The sequence below is a fragment of the Enterococcus haemoperoxidus ATCC BAA-382 genome (assembly GCF_000407165.1).
GTDB lineage: Bacteria > Bacillota > Bacilli > Lactobacillales > Enterococcaceae > Enterococcus_L > Enterococcus_L haemoperoxidus.
The window spans coordinates 1384345-1403400 of sequence record NZ_KE136479.1; the positions used below are offsets into that span (position 1 = coordinate 1384345).

Consider the following 19056-nt stretch of genomic DNA (forward strand, 5'->3'; position numbering starts at 1 on the left):
GTGCTAATAATGAAAAAAATGCTTCAATGGATCAAAGATCATGTCAGTTATTTTAAAACAATCTTTATTTTTTCAGTAGTCGTGATTGTTTTTCGCGAATTGCTTTCTATCAGTAAAACAATTTCATTCGAACAACTCGGGGCTATTTTTCAAGATCTTGCTATTTGGAAGATTGTTCTGATGTTCCTAATTGGTCTAATTGCCGTTTCACCAATGATTGGTTACGACGTGATTCTAAATAAAATATTGAAACAAAAGCCTAAAAAGATTTTTCTCATTGAAAGTAGTTGGATGATCAATACAATCAATAATATTGCTGGATTTGGCGGCTTAGTTAGTATTGGATTGCGCTCAGAGTTTTATGGAAAAGAAAAAGATGGCAAAATGGTTGTTCGAGCGCTTTCGAAGATCCTAATTTTTCTGATGTCTGGTCTTTCGATTTACAGTTTGATTGCTTTTTTCATAGTTATGTTTGGTCATACTAATGATTACTTACAACAATATTGGGTTTGGTTGATCGGCGGTGGCTTGTATTTTCCTGTTGTTATAGTTGCAAGCTTGATCAAAAAAGATGAATATATCGGCGATATTGATCATTCGACACGCGCTGGACTTATTTTGACTTCATTCTTAGAATGGACTGGTGTTTTAGGCAGTTTTTTATTGATTGGCATGTTGATGGGCGTCAAAATGAATCCTGTCCAAATCATCCCTCTTTTCATAGCTGCTTCTGTCATCGGGATCGTCTCCATGATTCCTGGGGAATTGGGTAGTTTTGATATCATGATGATTGTCGGTTTATCCGCTCTAGGGATCGATCGAGAAGTCGTAGTTGCATGGATTTTACTCTATCGCCTATTTTATTACATTATACCGTTCATGATCGGTGCTATCTTTTTTGTAAAAAATCTAAGTCATAGTTTAAATACTCGTTATTCTGGTATTCCAAGAGAACTAACGACAGAATTAGCGCACAAGTTTGTTGTTTTTCTCATGTATTTTTCAGGCATTATGATCGTTCTTTCTGCTACGATTCCAGAAGCCTTTAGTCAATTTAGTTGGTTAAAGAAATTCAACCCACTTTCTTTCCATCTCATTACACAACTACCTGCTATTTTATTAGGTTTTTTATTGCTAATTATGGGACGAGGAATTGCTGCTAGAGTCAAACGTGCATATTTGCCTACGATTGGGTTGATATTGATCACGTTGGTCTATACATTTTTTAAAGATTTCAGTTGGGGTGTCATTGTTTTTCTTAGCCTTTTACTCGTAATCATCATTTTCTCAAAAAGAGAACTATTCAGAGAACAATTAGTTTACTCATGGGAAATGATTACGATTGACGGTATCATTTTTCTTGCGTTAACCATTTTATATATCGTGATAGGTGTATACAATTTACCGACTTTTCCTCATCACAAACGTCACTTTATCTCATTCTTTTTATTTCCATCGGAAAAAATTTGGTTTTCTGGTTTTATTGGCATCTGTTTAGTGACACTATTTAGTTATTTATTTATTCGTTATCTCGAAGGTAAAAAACACACAATCGGAACTCCGTTAGATGAAGAGCGCGCTCTTAATCTTTTGACTACTTATGGTGGCAATACCGATAGTCAACTGATTTTTCTCAAAGATAAAGATATGTATATTTACACTGATCAAAATAATGAGGATACAGTTTTACTACAGTTTAAAACATTAAATAATAAATGTGTAGTTATGGGAGATCCATCCGGTAAAAAAGAAGATTTTTCAGCTGCTGTTGAACAGTTTATCAACGAAGCGGATCAATGGGGTTATCTACCTGTCTTCTATGAAGCATCTGAAGAAGTTGTGATGTTCCTACATGAATTTGGTTATGACTTCATCAAAATGGGAGAAGAAGCACATGTAGACTTGCCGAACTTCACTTTGTCAGGTAAAAAAATGAAGAGTGAACGAGCTGTTATGAATCGTTTTACAAAAGAAAATTATCGATTTGAAGTCCTCTCCCCTCCTTTCTCTAACGAACTAATGCAAGAGTTGAAACAAGTTTCCGATGAATGGCTTGGTAGTCGTAAAGAAAAAGGGTTCTCATTGGGTTTCTTTTCTGAAAGTTATTTACAAAGAGGAAAAATAGCTGTTGCCAAAAACCAAGAAGATCGAATCGTCGCTTTTGCAAATATCATGCCAACCTATACGAAAGAAGAAGGTACGATCGACTTAATGCGTTATAGCAAAGAAGCGCCATCCGGTGTGATGGATTACCTATTTATTTCCTTGTTTAACTACATGAACGATGAAGGCTTCACTTATTTTAATTTAGGGATGGCTCCTTTATCTAATGTTGGAACATCAAAAAAAAGTTTTATTCAAGAACGGATTGCTTATCTGGTTTATGAATTTGGTTCACGTTTCTATTCATTCCGAGGGCTACGTGATTATAAAGAAAAATACGCGTCTGAGTGGGTATCTAGATACACCTTATACTCAAGAAACAGTTTCATTGCTTACGTGATGGTTGTGTTATTGATCTTAGACAATGCTCCGATTGAAAAACAGAAGAAGATGCATGGTGTTCGCCGGATTCTTAGAAATAGATACCAACGGTAAATAAAAGATAGCTGAGATCTTTCAGCTATCTTTTATTTTATAATCACATCAAATTTTTTGTTGAGGCATGCAGTTCCTGAAATACTTACTTGATGTGCGCCTTTAGCATCTTTTATAACATGAACCAAGACAATCCCTTCACTTTTGACATGCTTACCTTGAGAAACCCTGATTTCAATACTTTCTTGGTCCACATAAGTATGATTTAATAAATAGGCCCCCATCACACCGGAAGCTGTTCCAGTCACTGAATCTTCTGTTGTTCCAGAAAATGGTGAGGAGAAGTGTCTGGCTGTACACAGCCCTACTTGTTTATTGCAAATTGCAAAAGGATGAATAGATGAATTAGGCATTTCTTTTAGCATTTCTGGAAATGATTCTTGATTTGGTTCCATTTCATCTAAGACCGTTGTATCAATCACTGGAACGATCAATGTCCATGACCCTGTATTACCGTATTGAATAGGTAAATTTGGATGTAAATCTTCTGATTTTATCCCAAGACTTTGACAAAGAGCTACACTATCTCCTTTAAAATCAATAAACTGAGCTTTTGCCTGTCTCATTGTAATTTTTTTGCTGTCTGCTTTATATATGATTGGTAAAATACCTGCACTAGTTTCAATCTGTAATTGTTGGTCACCTTGTCCGTTAAAAAGAGCAAAAATCGCTCCAATTGTAGCATGCCCACATAGTGGTGTTTCGTGACCAGGAGTAAAATATCTTAATTTGAATGCACTAATCTCGCTGGAGCAAACAAAAACAGTCTCGTTAAAACCAACTTCTCTCGCAATATTCTGCATTTCTTCCGTTGTATATCGATCTCCGTCAAGTACCACACCAGCTGGGTTTCCTTTGCCTACGGTAGTGGTGAATGCATCTACTCTTAAAACAGTACAGTTCATCTTCTATAATCCCTTCACTTTTTTTAAATAGTATAGCATATCTGACTAAAGATGGATTCTGTTTTTGCGATAAAAAAACTCGAAACAAAACGAATGGTCCGTTTTGTTTCGAGTTTTAATTCTAAATAGACTCTTTTATTATTTTTGTATTTCAGTGACAATACCTGAGCCAACCGTTCGTCCACCTTCACGAATTGAAAAAGTTGTTCCTTTTTCTACCGCAATTGGATGAATCAATTCAACATCAATTGTGACATTATCCCCTGGCATGACCATTTCAACTCCATCTGGCAATTCAACGACGCCAGTTACATCAGTTGTACGGAAATAAAATTGTGGACGATAATTTGTAAAGAACGGTGTGTGCCGTCCGCCCTCTTCTTTTGTTAAAACGTAAACTTCAGCAATAAATTTAGTATGCGGTGTAATTGATCCTGGTTTTGCAATGACTTGTCCGCGTTCAATTTCATCTCGAGTAATTCCTCTTAAAAGAACACCGACATTATCCCCTGCTTCCCCGTAGTCTAACGTTTTACGGAACATTTCAATTCCTGTTACTACCGCCTTTTGCGTATCAGGTTTAATACCAACAATTTCTATTTCATCTCCAACACTTACTTTTCCTCGATCGATTCGACCAGACGCAACTGTTCCACGACCTGTGATTGAAAAGACATCTTCCACTGGTAATAATAATGGCTTGTCTGTGTCTCTTTCTGGCGTTGGAATATACTCATCCACCGTGTCCATCAATTCCACGATCGCCGCTTCTGCTGTAGGGTCGCCTTGTAGTGCTTTTAAGGCAGAGCCTTTAATGATTGGAGTAGTGTCTCCTGGAAAATTATATTCATTCAACAACTCACGAACTTCCATTTCAACTAAATCGATCAACTCTTCATCATCGACTAAGTCTATTTTATTAAGGAAAACGATTAAATATTTTACGCCCACTTGACGAGATAATAAGATATGTTCTCTGGTTTGGGGCATCGGTCCATCCGTTGCTGATACAACTAAAATTGCTCCATCCATTTGGGCTGCGCCTGTGATCATATTTTTAACATAATCTGCGTGCCCTGGCGCATCGATATGGGCATAGTGACGAGCTTCCGTTTCATATTCAACATGTGATGTGTTAATTGTAATGCCGCGTTCACGTTCTTCAGGTGCTGCATCAATACTAGCATAGTCTTGCGGGTTTGCTAGGCCTTTTTTCCCTAATACTGTTGTGATTGCAGCGGTCAATGTAGTCTTTCCGTGATCGACATGTCCAATTGTGCCGATATTTACATGTGGTTTACTTCTGTCATAATGTTGTTTTGCCATTTTACAAACCTCCTATTTTGTTTAAAGGTTCCATAGACAATCAGTTTTAACTGACCATATCTGACCTTTATAGTGTTATTATATACCTTTAAAATAAATACACAATTTATTTGCTTACTATTTATAAGTAAATGAGTTTGTCGTTACTATAGCAAAAGAAGAACAGAAATAGTTCTGTTCTTCTTTTGCTATAGTTGAATAAATTACTTAGTTTTGTAAAACTGATCCATCTTCTGTTCAACAGCTTCTCCGCATATATTCGTAAACTCTGCTGATAATCGGCGAAGTTCTATTGCAACATCTAATGACAGATCCTCTGCTTGAAACTTTTGAATTAGACCCAACAGTCGTTCAGTATTTTCGTTCATAGTATATTACCACCTTTATTCTCCATCAACCACTTGCTCATATACTTTTTCATCATAAACAGTTAAGATAAATTTTTCTTTATAAGACTTTGTTGTTTCCGTTATCGAATCTATTAAGTGAGATTCACAATCAATGTAAAGGATGATTGCTTCAAATCGATCTTTTGTTTCTTTTAAAAAACGGGTTAAATCATCAAGTATGTTGTGTTTTGTCATTGTTTCATATGCTGGCATTTGTTTTGCACGAATAAAATTATGGGGAATTCCTCCAGGATAGCCAATAATCGCAATTTTCTTCCCTGTATGCTCTTTTTTTACTAATTCCCAAATTTTGTTGATTTTTCTTGGATTGTTTCCTTTAATAATAATCATTTGAACCTGCTCCTCATTTTCATCATATTTACCAATATGACACAAAGAAACCGTATGATCATCAACTGGCACTTCTTTGTGTCCAGCGTTATTCATGCAAGATAATCTCCTCCTAAATTATAAGCTGAAAGATCTTGTCGGCCTTCGTTAAATCGAGGCAGAGGGTAATGCTAGCTCTTTCAACTGGATAACATAAAACAAGTACACTTTAACCATATCATACAAAAAAAATAAAGCAACCGTAGAAAAAAACTATCCGAGAAATTTTCTCGGATAGTTTTTTAAGTCTTTATTTTACAGTTACTTTACCAATTGAATCATTAGCAGAAACTGTTTGGTTTGCTTTTACTAAATCGTATTTTTCAACAATATCTTGATTTGTGAAGACAACGATTAAATCAGATTTTTTACCAGCCGTTTCTAAAGCTGCTAGATCAATTGTCGCTACTTTATCACCTTGTTTCAAAACTTGACCTTCTTCAACGTGTAAAGTGAATGGAGCACCTTTTAGCTCAACGGTGTCTAAGCCCATGTGCAACAATACTTCAATACCAGAATCTGTTTGGATTCCTAAAGCATGTTTTGTAGGGAAAATACTTGTAATCTTACCTGCAACAGGAGTTGATACTTCACCATCCGTTGGGATAACTGCAAATCCATCACCCATCATTTTTGCTGAGAAGACATCATCTTGGACTTCTGAAATTGGAATAACTTTTCCGTTCGCAACAGCAAATAATTCAGTCTCTTTTGAAGTTGCTTTTGGTGTTATAGTTTTCGCTTCAGGCTTTTTTGCAGGTTCACCTGAAGTAACTGGTGTTGCACCATTACGAATTTTAGTCATTTCATCGGCTACAAATTGAACTTCTGTTCCAACAATAACTTGAATATTCGTATCATCGATCACTTTCACGCCCGGAACGCCAGTTGCTTTGATTTTCGCTTGATCGACTTTACTTGTGTCGCTAACAGTTAAACGTAAACGAGTTGTACAGTTATCAATTGACGTAACATTGGCATCTCCACCAAGACCTTGATAAATTTTACTAGCTAAAACCGCAAATTTGTTATCACCCGTTGTATCGATATCAGGCGTTTCTTCGCCGTCTCCTTCTTCGCGACCAGGAGTCATCAAATTGAATTTTTTGATTGCGAAATCAAATACGAAGAAATAAAGAACTGCCATAACTAATCCTTGAACAATCAACATATACGGTTGATTTGCAATTGGATTGCGCAAGCTTAAAACAAAATCGACTAAACCAGCACTGAAAGCAAAACCAGCTGTCCAGTGGAAGAATGCAGAAATAAATAACGAAATTCCTGTCAAAATAGCGTGTAAAACATATAATGGCCAGGCAACAAACATGAATGAAAATTCTAATGGTTCAGTGATACCAGTAAAGAATGAAGCAAACGCTGCTGCAATCATCAATGATGCAGTTGCTTTTTTCTTTTCAGGGCGTGCATTACGGTAAATTGCATACGCCCCTGCTGGTAAACCAAACATCATCATTGGGAAGAAACCAGCTTGATACATACCTGTAATACCTTTTTCACCTGCACCAGATAAGAAGTTACCGATATCGTTGATACCCGCAACATCAAACCAGAATACTGAGTTCAATGCGTGGTGTAAACCAGTTGGGATTAATAGACGGTTAAAGAATCCGTATAGACCAGCACCAACTGCACCTAATTTAGAAATAGCTTCCCCAAAATTAACCAATCCAGAGAAAACAATTGGCCAAGCAAAGAATAACACACCTGAAGCCACTAACATTGCTAAAGCAGTCATGATTGGAACCAATCGTTTACCACTAAAGAATGATAAAGCCATTGGCAATTTCACCTGACTAAATCGATTGTACATTGAAGCTGCAATCAAACCAGATAAAATCCCAATAAATGCATTACCAATTTTAGCAAAAGAAGGATCCACTTGTTCTACAGGAATACCTTTCATTGCACCTACCGTTGCAGTCGAAAGTAATGTTGTTACTACCAAGAAGGCAACTAAACCACTAAGGGCAGCTGCTCCATCTTTATCTTTTGACATACCTAGTGCTAACCCTACTGCGAATAAAACTGGTAAATTATCAATAATTGCGCCACCAGCTTTAACTAAAAAGACAGATAGAAAATTTGGATCCCCTAAACCAGTCATTACATTAGGATCAATCCAATACCCAATACCCATTAAAATTGCTGCAGCTGGCAATACCGCTACAGGAAGCATCAATGAGCGTCCCATTCTTTGCATATAAGCTTTCATTTTTGTATCTCTCCTTGTTTTTTATTTGATCATCCTCAGCCGTTCGATATGAATAGCCAGATAACCTAATTCTTCATTTGGTACTTGGTAGTGAAAATTTCTCATTAACAAAACTTGAACTTTTTTAGATATTTCGTAACTTTCTGCGTATTTTTTACGCACAACATCCAAAATTTCATCGTCTAAAACTGCATACTGACTTTGTTGAAATCGGTGAATAAACAAGCGGAGATGATTGACTAGTCTTGAGTAGCTTAGGCTCATCTTTTCATCATGTATATTGATACCTAATTCTTGCTCGATCAAATGAATAATTTCTGAAACAATAGTGACTTCACGAATACTTTTACTATTATCCGTTCGTCCGCTACGAGCACTGTGAATATGGATTGCAATATAGCCTGCTTCATCGTAACTAAATGGAATGCCTAACGTTTGTGTCAAATAATCCACTGCCCATTGCGCAATTGAAAATTCTTCTGTATAAAGAATTTCAATTTCATTTAAAAGCTTATTTCGCACAATGATATTGTTTTGTATATTCTCTGCGGCAAATGCAATGTGATCACTCAAACCAATATTGATATGTTCATTCAATTTTTCACCTAGCACTGTCTCAGCATGAGAAATGATTTCTTCTGTGACAAAAAAATACTTTTCATCGATTTGTGATAATAAAACTTGAAGCTTTTTCAAACCTTCTGGTTCCATTACAAACATTCTTTCCACTTGTTGTAGGAATAACAGATCGTTTTTCTTTTTGTTAAAACCCACGCCTTTACCAACTGCCACTTTTTCCTGTCCAGCATCAACAACAAGTACAGCATTTTGATTAAGCACCTTTTTGATTTTCATAAACATTCCTCTTCTGCAGAAGTAGATTGTCCGTTCCCCTGCTATAAGACAACAAAAAAAGCATAGAACAATCCCGTCAAAATATGAGTATATCATATTTTATTGAAATTCTTCCATGCCTAGTATTATCTAGTCACATGAAAACGCTATTCATTTTTGTTAACAGTGATAGTTTACAAAGATATAGACCATTTGTCAATCATTTTGATCTAGTTTTTTCTTACTAAACTAAAAATCTAGTTTTTTAAATCTAATGAATCAAAATATGAGTGTTCTCAATGCGAGAACACTCATATTTTAAGACTTTATACTTCCTCTTCAGGATTTGCGTATTCGTCTTCATCATCGAAGTCGTCGTCTACATCATCCTCATCGATAATTGTAAGATCCTCTTCAATTCCCGGCAACACTTCTTCTTCATCATCAGAATCTGCTCCGATTTCTTGAAGATCTGAATTGTATGCTTTGATTTCTTCATCTTCTTCATCGTCATCATCATCGTAAAGAATATCGTCGTCATCTTCATCCGTTAATTCAGCATCTTCCGGATCATCGTCGTTGTAGTCGATCACATCTTCATCATTAGCATCAATAATAAAGGCATTGACTTTCTTACGTTTTCTACGGCGTGGTTTGTCTTCTTCATCTTCGTCTAAACCATGTGTTACTTCTTCGTCGATAGAATCGATTGGATACCATGAGCGCAAGCCCCAACGGTTATCTCCAAGAGAGATAAAACTGCCATCAATATTTAAGTCAGTATAAAATTGTGCTAAAGAGTCACGAATTTCGCTGTCAGATTTTCCAAGATAATTTTGAATTTGGTTTACTAAATCAGAGAAGTCCATCACATCTTCACGTTGTTCTAAAATTGCGTGCGCAACTTCGATCATGGATAATTCATCTTTGTTCAACCCGTCAAATACATTAATTTCCAAACGGTACACGTCCTTTCACAGTCTACTCCTTATCATACAAAAACATGGAGAAAAAATCAATTGATTATTGCATAATTACGCAGTAAATTCTAGTTCTAAATGATATTCCCCGATTTTTTCGGCTTGAGAGTATAAATCATAATCAATCAAAATGCTACCTGCAATCGGCTGATCCTTTAAACTAAAGCGTAAATTGCGGGTAAACGTCGTGATTTGAAATAACCCATATGGTGTTTTATAACTCGTTTCCAAACGTTCTTGATAAGCAAATTTCAAACGCATTCTAAGACCACCAGCACGAATTAGCTGAATTTTTCCATCAGGTTCAACTTTGATCGTCACAGGAACAGGTTCCCCTTCTTCTTGTTCTTCTTTATAACGAATATATAATGTATCTCCGATTTTTACGATTTGACCTTCCAAGTCAAAATAAAAGTTCTTTTTCTCACCAGCTTGATCTACTATTGTTTTCAATTGAATAGATACTGGTGTTCCTTGTGATAAATCCATTAAAAGCACTCTCCTTAATTTAAAAGTGTAATGGGCTTTTTCAGTCTCGACTGAAAAATAAAAATTAACTACACTATTTTTTAGCATATCCATTCTATCTTTCACCAAACATACCAGTCAAGCTTAAAGCAAAGCTTCTGCAATCATTTGATCTATAATCAAAATAGTACATTTTTTACCACGTAGTAATGGTCTGATACTTTCAGCTTTTTCCTCACCACAGCCAATCACCATTACATCGGGTATGTTCACTAAGTCTTCAACCTTAATCCCTAACATCCGCTTGCTTATTTCATTGTTAACGGTTTGCCCATTTTTGTCAAATAAGGACGCTACAGCATCCCCTTTGACACCTGTTTTTTTTATTATTTGTAACTCTTTTTTTTCTATATAACCAAGACGCTTCCATGTAGAACTTTCATTTGGATTACCTACACCAATGATTGCAAAATCGACATTTTTAGCTTGTTTCATCGAATTTCCAACTAATTGTGACTGGTTCAAAACGTCAGCTAATATACTGCTTTCAGCTAAAGCTGGTGCATAAAAGTACTGGCAACGGCTATTGAGTTTTTCAGCTAATCGAAAGACTAGATGATTTGTATCAAAATAAAGATGTTCACTAGAAATACCGCCAACTAAAGGATAAACATTGATGGTTGGAAATGAGCAATAAGGCATCTCATCGATCATGTCAGCTAAAGTCGTTCCCCAAGATAAACCAATACTCATATCTGCCTTTAACCGTTCTTTCAAGTAAAATGAAGCAGACCGACTAACTTCTTTCTTCAATGATTCTACTTGTTTTTGCTCATTAGTCGGTATTACGATCACATCTTTGAGTTGATACTTTTTTTCTAATTGCAGCCCAAGCTCCACAGCATGAGCAGATTCGTCTTTGATTGAAATTGAAACTACTCCTAATTCTTTTGCCTGCTGCAAAATTTTAGAAATGACCGGTCGTGAGATATCCATTTTTTTTGCAATAACTGTTTGAGTTAATCCCTGTTCATAATACATTGTAACAATCTTTAGCATTTTTCTACGGTCTTCACTAATTTTCATGATTAAACCTCAATTTCTCCCATGACTTGATCCAACGCTTCAACCAGCGAATCTAATTGTGGTGTCGCTTTTGATTCTAATATTTTCTGTGCTGGCATTGGGACAAATGCTCCGCCTAAACGGACAATTGGCGCTTTTAAATCCATAGAAATCTTAGACTCAGCAATAATCGACGTGATTTCTGCACTAAATCCACTATTTTTAACGGCTTCTGTTGCAACAATAACTCGTTTTGTTTTTTCAACAGAAGTTAAAATCGTTTCTTTATCAAGCGGTACCAATGTTCTTGGATCGATAACTTCCACAGAAATACCTTTTGTTTTCACGATTTCTGCAGCTTCCAAGGCCTTATTGACCATAATTCCAGTTGCAACAATCGTTACATCTTTACCTAATCGTTTTATATCCGCTACTCCGATTGGTAATGTATACGGTTCTTCTGGAACATTTCCAGTTGTGCTATAGAGTAATTTGTGCTCATAGAACATTACTGGATTGTTGTCTTTGATAGCTGCGTGCAACAAACCTTTTGCATCATACGCATTTGTCGGTTGGATTACTTTTAAACCTGGAATATGGGCCATCCAATTTTCCAAACTTTGTGAATGCTGCGCCGCTGCCCCAGTTCCTGAACCAGATGCTGTTCTCATGACTAAAGGGACTTTTGCCTTACCACTATACATATAATGAATTTTTGCCGCTTGGTTGACTAATTGATCCATCGCTACCGTAATAAAATCTGAGAATTGTAGTTCCATCACCGGACGCATCCCTGTCATAGCGGCCCCTACCGCAGCCCCAGTAATAGCACTTTCGGATATTGGTGTATCTCGAACACGTTGCTGTCCATATTTTTCTTGAAGTCCATGAGTTGCGCCAAAACCACCACCATAAATCCCGATATCTTCCCCTAATAAGAAAACACGTTCATCTTGAGCCAAAGCCTCATCTAAAGCTTCATTGATTGCTTGTAAATAAGTGATCGTCCTCATACTTCATCCTCCGCATAGACATGAGTCCATAAGTCTTCGATTGTTGGTTCACTATCAAGTTTCACCGAATCAACTATATCAGCTAACTCTTGTCGAATTGTTTTTTCTATTTCTCGAATATCTGCTTCTAGCAGTGTACCTTCTTTCATTAGTTCACTTTCTAAACGGAAAATTGGATCATTATTTTCTTTCCACTGTTGACATTCATCATCTGAGCGATACAATAACTTGTCCGATTTAGAATGTCCTTTATGACGATAGGTCAACGCTTCAATCAATGTAGGTCCACCACCATTTCTGGCTTTTTCAACAGCATTCGAAACAGTTTGCGATACCTCAGTCAAATTATTACCATCAATTGTTATCCCTTCAATACCATAACTCATTGCTCGATTAGAGAGCTTATCGATATTAACCATTTGCTTAATAGAACTACTCATCCCATACTGATTATTTTCAATCAGGTAAATAACTGGTAATTGCCAAATAGAAGCTAGATTCAGTGCTTCATGAAAACTTCCCTCATTTGTAGCACCGTCCCCAGCGTAACATAAAACAACTTGGTCTGTTCCTTGCATTTGCGCACTCAAAGCAGCACCAGCAGCAATGGGGAAGCCAGCTCCAACAATACCATTGGAGCCTAAGTTTCCTACATCTAAATCAGCAATATGCATACTACCACCTTTGCCTTCATTGGTTCCAGTTTTCTTTCCTAGCATTTCAGCAAACATACTTCTAATATCTGTTCCCTTTGCAATACAGTGTCCATGATTTCTGTGTGTTGAAACAATCCAATCATTCTGCCTTAAAATACCTGCTCCACCAACAGCTGTTGCTTCTTGTCCAATACAAAGATGCATTGTTCCGTACAATTCCCCAGCAGAAAAAAGTTCTTGGATCATCTCTTCAAAAATACGAATTTCCCACATTTTTTTCAGTGCTTCTATACCATCAATCAATTTAGTTTGTTGTATCTTATTCACCCTTTTGTTCATTTTTCCACCCCTCTTTACATTTGTTCTAGATTAGATCATATGTAAATATTCTATAATTTTCTTATAGTGATAGCAAGGTATTCTCTTCAACTTTTTTAATTCCTTATAAATTATCAAATTTCCTAGCTATTTCTACACAGATAAGCATGATTTTTCTCTTAATTCGTATATAATAGAACATGGAGGTGGAACCAAATGTTATTTCATGATGAAAAAGCTATGTTATTTTGTATGCATTGCCAAAAAGAAACACTCCATGGTATTCAATACATGAATGAAATTATTTCCAGCATTGAATGTACAGAGTGTCATAATCAAATGAGTATTGATATCGATGCAATGAATCAATTTTATCATTATTTATATGAACGCTTAGTTTCTAAGCCAGGCCGTTTAACTGAAGAAGCTAGACAGGATTTCAGTAAATTTTTAGCCACCATGCCGATGAGGATTATTAGTAAACCGATGCGTTTTACGAATGAATATAATCAAATGAATAAAGAAGTGAAGGACTACGTTTCTCGCGTAAAACAGGATGAAGAACAAGATGACTAATTTAAATCAACTGCTTTCAACAAATACAAACACTCTATTTTTATACGATCAAGGTTGTTTAACTAAACAGGACTACTTTCTTCCTTTTGCTTTAACGGATACTTTGACTACATTTTCTGGAATCAACCAGCAGCCGATCATTCATTTTTGGCAACTTGATCAAGCAATGATTCTTGGGATGAAAGATACCCGGGTAACGGACCTAAAAAATGGTTTAGCCTCTTTGAAACAAGATGGCTATAATGTCGTGATTCGTAATGCTGGTGGATTAGGTGTGATTGCTGATGATGGTATTTTGAATATCTCATTGATTTTACCAAATACAGGAAAAAAGAAAATAACTATAGATGATGCTTACACTCATATGTGGAATTGGATTAAATATGCGTTTGAAGATGGCCAACACTCCATCGAAGCGTTTGAAATTACTGAATCGTATTGTCCAGGTACATTCGATTTAAGTATCGATGGTAAAAAATTTGCAGGTATCGCTCAGCGACGAGTAAAAGACGGAATTGCGATCATGATTTATTTAAGTATCAACGGGGACCAACAAAAACGAGGTGAAAGTGTCCGTCATTTCTACAAAGCTAGTTTACACGAAGATTTTGGTAGAAATGGTTATCCTCCAGTCGATCCAGCTGTCATGGCAAATTTAGAAGATCTGCTCCAGCAGCCATTAACAATTACTGAAGTTAAAAAACGATTGATTAACGTATTATTAGATTATAGCGAAATGAATAGTGACGAAAAAATACTGCCGAAATTAGCAACGACTGACTGGTTTACAACAGAAATGGATAAACAAATAGCAAAAATGGAGCAACGAAACCAACTATTGGATTAGCACTGTGTATCTATGATGCATCGCTGTGACCCATCAGCTCTTACAGCATTATTAGGAGCATCAACAAAAAGGAGTGAAACAATGCCAACACCTTATAAATATCAACTATTACCAATTGAAAAAGTTTTTAGGGATCCCGTACACAATTATATTCATGTACAACATCAAGTCATTTTAGATTTAATCAATTCAGCAGAAGTACAGCGATTACGTCGAATCAAACAATTAGGTACTTCTTCTTTTACCTTCCATGGTGCAGAACATAGTCGTTTTGCTCATTCTTTAGGTGTTTATGAAATAACTCGACGCATTTGTGATATTTTTCAACGAAATTATTCCTCTGAACGACTAGGTGCTGAGGGTTGGGATGACAATGAACGCTTAGTTACACTTTGCGCTGCTTTACTTCATGATGTTGGTCATGGACCCTATTCTCATACTTTTGAGCATATTTTCAAGACAGATCATGAAGCAATCACTGTGGAAATCATCACTTCCCCTGAAACGGAAGTCTTTCAAATATTGAATCGAGTTTCGGCAGATTTCCCTGATAAAGTGGCTAGTGTCATCACCAAACAATACCCCAATCCTCAGGTTGTTCAAATGATTTCTAGTCAAATCGATGCTGATCGTATGGATTATTTGTTGCGCGATGCTTATTTTACGGGAACTGAGTATGGTACTTTTGATCTAACTAGAATTTTACGTGTCATTCGTCCTTATAAAGATGGTTTAGCTTTTGCCATGAACGGAATGCATGCCGTTGAGGATTATATTGTTAGCCGTTATCAAATGTATGTACAAGTTTATTTTCATCCTGTATCTCGTGGTATGGAAGTAATTTTGGATCATCTGCTTCATCGGGCAAAAGAATTATATGAAGAAAAACCAGAAGATTATCAACTACATTCTCAACTTCTGGTGCCCTTTTTCAAGGGGACCTTTTCACTACAGGAATATTTAAAATTAGACGATGGTGTTTTAAATACCTACTTTACTCAGTGGACCTCGTTACCTGATCCAATTCTTAACGATTTAGCGAACCGATTTTTAATACGCAAACCGTTAAAATCGGCTACATTCTCTGGTAATCGGGACTCTGTGACGATTCGTCATTTAAAAGCCTTAATCGAAAAAGTAGGGTACAATCCAAAATACTATACGGCAATCAACTCAAGTTATGATCTACCTTATGATTTTTATCGTCCAGAAAAAGACAGTCACCGAACCCAAATTGAAATCATGCAAAAAGATGGTACCTTGATTGAGTTATCAAAAATCAGTCATCTAGTAGCTGCACTCGCTGGGCAAACACAAATCGATGAACGTTTTTATTTTCCAAAAGAAATGGTTGACCCAAAAAGACAGCACCATTATGATTTATTTGATGACACTTATCGTGAATTTGCTGCTTATATTCATAACGGTGCATTAGTCGAAGAAAAAAATTAAAGAACAAACTATAGGAGGAACTTATGTCAGTCAAATTAGTTGCAATAGATATTGATGGAACCTTGCTTGATTCAAACAGAAAAATTAGCCCTAAAGTGAAAGAAACGCTGCAAAAAGCCAACGAAAGTGGCATGTATATTGTTTTATGTACAGGACGCCCATTGCCAGGTGTAAAAGAACAGTTGGCTGAGTTAGAGTTGTATGGCGACAATGATTATGTGATAACTTACAATGGTTCATTGGTACAGGCAACCAAATCGAATGAAATCATCTCACAATATACTCTAAGTTATGACGACTTTTTAGAAATAGAATTAATGTCCAGAAAAGTCGGTGCTCATTTACACACGATCGATGATAAAGCGATTTATACAGCTAATCGCGATATTGGTAAATACACTGTACATGAAGCATATCTTGTTGATATGCCTCTGAAATACCGTGCGGTTGATGAGATGACTCCTGATATGTCGATTATTAAAATGATGATGATCGATGAACCGGAAATTCTGGACAGCGCTATTGGTCAACTACCAGAAGAATTTAGCAGTAAATATACCACGGTCAAAAGTACTGAATTTTATTATGAAATTTTAAACAAAGAAGCTAGTAAGGGCAATGCGCTAGCAAAACTTGCAGAACATTTAGGTATCTCTCAATCTGAGACAATGGCGATTGGAGATAACGAAAATGATCTTTCAATGATCGAATATGCTGGCATTGGTGTCGCTATGGGAAATGCCACCGAAAGTGTAAAACGTGCTGCTGATATTCAAACAACCAGTAACGATGAAGACGGCGTTGCTGAAGTGTTATTAAAATATATGTAATTGTCGTGTATAAAGCAGTTTGCAGCCATTCAGCAAACTGCTTCTTTAATTTTTCTCTCCTCATTTCAACCTAGTAAAACTTCCTTCCTTGATAAATAATGATAAATCTCGTTAGGATCATTACTAGTATCCAACAAATCATAAAATTGAGGGTCATCCAATAATCTTACCAACTCTGCCATTGCATTTAAATGACGATTATTTTCTGTTGCTGCCAAACAAAATATATATTTAACCGGATCATTCTCTTGACTGCCAAACACAATGGGATGTTTCAATACACTGATACTCATTCCTAATTTTTCTACACCGTCAACAGGTCTTGCATGCGGTAATGCAACATGTTTAGAGATTACCATGTAAGGACCCTCATTTTTTGCAGTTTCAATAATTGTATCGATGTAATTTCGGGTAATTCTACCCTCTTTTAATAACGATGCCGCAGAAAGTCGAATCGCTTCTTCCCAATTTTTAGCATGCATATCAAGTTGAATCAATTCAGGTGCTGTAATTTCTAACAGACTGGGCCCTTCTTCATTGTTTTCGGTTTGCTCTTCTTGATTGGTTAGATAATCATATAATTCTTTTTCTAAAGAAGCCCCTTCACTAATCGCAGCATATCGTTGAATGATCTCCATAATCTTGCCAACACTTGGTAATTTAAAGTTGCTATTACCGATTTGCGTATAGACATCACTAATCAAGCGATATTTTTCCCGTGTATTCATAATGGGACTAACGATATAAACAGGTTTTTTTGTATAAAATAAACGAATGTTAGGTACTGTAGAAAAAATTAAATCGTAAGAATCTGACAAACGTTCGATTTCATTTGTTTCAACTGGACCTAAAAAAGACAATTCAGGAAAAAGAACTTTTAACTCAGTATAAACTATAGAAGAACTTCCAATTCCATTTGGGCAAACAATTAATGCAACCTTTTGAGTGGTTGTATATTCATCAAAACTAGAACACAAAGAAGCAAAATGCATTGTTAAAAAAGCAATCTCATCTTCTGGAATTGGATGTTCAAATAAAGAAGCAATCGGTTTTAAGGTTTCTTCCACAATATTGAACAACTCATTATATTCATCTCTTATCTTAGTATGAAGTGGATTTACGATTGGTAATTTGAAATACAAACGATAATAAGCAGGTCTAAGATGTGTATATAATTGACGAACGACCAACTCTTGATTATTGAAACGAATACCCGATATCGCTTCAAAACGCAAGATGATCCGTTTAACTAGATCTATTATTGTTTCGTAATCTTTTGTTGAATCGTTTGGACGTCCAATTGACAAGCCAAGTATCCAAGCACATAGATACACACGTGCAGACTCATCCTCAATACCAAAATGTATTAAGATACTTTTAGAAAATTGGTATTCTTTCATTGCAATCAATGCGGATAATTGATATTTTGGGTTGACATTTGCTGTTAAAGAGAGCAATCTCTTTTTTAGAAAAATAAACGTATAAAGAAACTCAGTTAATCGGTTTTCCACAAACGAAATGCCATACCTCTTTGTATATTTTTCAACTAATTGTTTGGTTGAATCAACTGTTTCAATTTGATGTTTTTCTATAAAATGATCATATACAAACACTGTATTATTTTCAGTTGAATCCCAAATAATCATTTTCATCAAATGATACCGAATTTGTTCTTCATTTCCAACTAACTGATAGCCATTTTTTCTAGTGTAAACAAGTTGGATATTTTCCCTTTCCAATTCAATCGCCAAATTTTTCAAATCATTGATAATAGTTGTCTTGCCCACTCCTAGCTCTTCAATAAAATGATTGATCGAAAGATAGTCATCTAAAAAGTAAAATAATAATAGATACAAATATTTTGATCGTTCACAAGCGTTCATTAAATACCCTTTTAAATACGTTTTATCTGAAAGTATTGCAATAAATTGTTCTCGGAGTTGGTTCGTTAATATAATCCGATTATTTTCGATTACTAACTTGGAGCCCTTCTCGGTTGTAACATATTCATTGATTTTATCTAGTGAATACTCCAATTGTCTTTTGGTTAAACCCGTTTGATCCGTTAGTTCATCTACTTCATGTATTGAACGTTCAATCAACCGTTTCATCAGTATTCTAGAGCGCTCATCAGTCATTAAATCCCCTCCTCCAAAAACAATTTTGTTTGCTA

17 protein-coding genes are annotated in these 19056 nt (G+C 35.9%); 5 read left to right on the forward strand and 12 right to left on the reverse strand.

What is annotated here, in order from left to right:
* Positions 1-9: 9 nt before the first annotated feature.
* Positions 10-2598 (forward strand): bifunctional lysylphosphatidylglycerol flippase/synthetase MprF, encoded by a 2589-nt coding sequence (gene mprF / locus I583_RS06485; RefSeq protein WP_010761309.1) that lies wholly within the window; start codon positions 10-12, stop codon positions 2596-2598.
* Positions 2599-2630: 32 nt separating this feature from the next.
* Here the strand turns inward: mprF and I583_RS06490 are convergent, their stop codons facing one another.
* The 11 genes from I583_RS06490 to I583_RS06535 all read right to left on the reverse strand — a co-directional run bounded on the left by I583_RS06490 (position 2631) and on the right by I583_RS06535 (position 13199).
* Positions 2631-3503: a PhzF family phenazine biosynthesis isomerase gene (locus I583_RS06490; protein ID WP_010761308.1), complete on the reverse strand. Its 873-nt coding sequence runs from the start codon at positions 3501-3503 to the stop codon at positions 2631-2633.
* A gap of 138 nt (positions 3504-3641) precedes the next feature.
* On the reverse strand, positions 3642-4829 hold the full coding sequence (tuf, locus tag I583_RS06495) for an elongation factor Tu (RefSeq protein ID WP_010761307.1): 1188 nt from the start codon (positions 4827-4829) through the stop codon (positions 3642-3644).
* Between the two features lie 203 nt (positions 4830-5032).
* A complete protein-coding gene (locus I583_RS16860) occupies positions 5033-5197 on the reverse strand; it encodes a hypothetical protein (RefSeq protein WP_010761306.1) in 165 nt (54 codons plus the stop codon).
* A 15-nt stretch (positions 5198-5212) separates the two neighbouring features.
* Positions 5213-5665 (reverse strand): hypothetical protein, encoded by a 453-nt coding sequence (locus tag I583_RS06500; protein ID WP_010761305.1) that lies wholly within the window; start codon positions 5663-5665, stop codon positions 5213-5215.
* Positions 5666-5858: 193 nt separating this feature from the next.
* Positions 5859-7844, reverse strand: a complete 1986-nt coding sequence (gene nagE, locus I583_RS06505; protein WP_010761304.1) for an N-acetylglucosamine-specific PTS transporter subunit IIBC — start codon at positions 7842-7844, stop codon at positions 5859-5861.
* Between the two features lie 21 nt (positions 7845-7865).
* Positions 7866-8699 (reverse strand): PRD domain-containing protein, encoded by an 834-nt coding sequence (locus tag I583_RS06510; RefSeq protein ID WP_010761303.1) that lies wholly within the window; start codon positions 8697-8699, stop codon positions 7866-7868.
* Positions 8700-9004: 305 nt separating this feature from the next.
* A complete protein-coding gene (gene rpoE / locus I583_RS06515; protein WP_010761302.1) occupies positions 9005-9637 on the reverse strand; it encodes a DNA-directed RNA polymerase subunit delta in 633 nt (210 codons plus the stop codon).
* A 75-nt stretch (positions 9638-9712) separates the two neighbouring features.
* On the reverse strand, positions 9713-10147 hold the full coding sequence (locus I583_RS06520; protein ID WP_010761301.1) for a YwiB family protein: 435 nt from the start codon (positions 10145-10147) through the stop codon (positions 9713-9715).
* A gap of 123 nt (positions 10148-10270) precedes the next feature.
* Positions 10271-11212 (reverse strand): sugar-binding transcriptional regulator, encoded by a 942-nt coding sequence (locus tag I583_RS06525; protein ID WP_010761300.1) that lies wholly within the window; start codon positions 11210-11212, stop codon positions 10271-10273.
* A gap of 2 nt (positions 11213-11214) precedes the next feature.
* On the reverse strand, positions 11215-12204 hold the full coding sequence (locus I583_RS06530) for an alpha-ketoacid dehydrogenase subunit beta (RefSeq protein WP_010761299.1): 990 nt from the start codon (positions 12202-12204) through the stop codon (positions 11215-11217).
* Positions 12201-13199: a thiamine pyrophosphate-dependent dehydrogenase E1 component subunit alpha gene (locus I583_RS06535; protein ID WP_010761298.1), complete on the reverse strand. Its 999-nt coding sequence runs from the start codon at positions 13197-13199 to the stop codon at positions 12201-12203. The genes I583_RS06530 and I583_RS06535 overlap by 4 nt, the downstream gene beginning before the upstream one ends.
* Before the next feature lie 195 nt (positions 13200-13394).
* Here I583_RS06535 and I583_RS06540 point away from each other — a divergent pair, with 195 nt between their 5' ends.
* The 4 genes from I583_RS06540 to yidA all read left to right on the forward strand — a co-directional run bounded on the left by I583_RS06540 (position 13395) and on the right by yidA (position 16883).
* Entirely contained in the window at positions 13395-13754 is a 360-nt protein-coding gene (locus I583_RS06540; RefSeq protein WP_010761297.1) for a hypothetical protein, read from the forward strand.
* Positions 13747-14601, forward strand: coding sequence for a lipoate--protein ligase family protein (locus I583_RS06545; protein ID WP_010761296.1), 855 nt, complete (start codon positions 13747-13749; stop codon positions 14599-14601). The genes I583_RS06540 and I583_RS06545 overlap by 8 nt, the downstream gene beginning before the upstream one ends.
* Positions 14602-14682: 81 nt before the next feature.
* Positions 14683-16053, forward strand: coding sequence for an HD domain-containing protein (locus tag I583_RS06550; protein ID WP_010761295.1), 1371 nt, complete (start codon positions 14683-14685; stop codon positions 16051-16053).
* Positions 16054-16076: 23 nt separating this feature from the next.
* Positions 16077-16883, forward strand: a complete 807-nt coding sequence (gene yidA / locus I583_RS06555) for a sugar-phosphatase (RefSeq protein WP_010761294.1) — start codon at positions 16077-16079, stop codon at positions 16881-16883.
* 65 nt (positions 16884-16948) lie between these two features.
* Here the strand turns inward: yidA and I583_RS06560 are convergent, their stop codons facing one another.
* Positions 16949-19021 carry a BglG family transcription antiterminator gene (locus tag I583_RS06560; RefSeq protein ID WP_010761293.1) on the reverse strand — a complete coding sequence of 691 codons (2073 nt, stop codon included), beginning with the start codon at positions 19019-19021 and terminating at the stop codon, positions 16949-16951.
* Positions 19022-19056 lie beyond the last annotated feature (35 nt).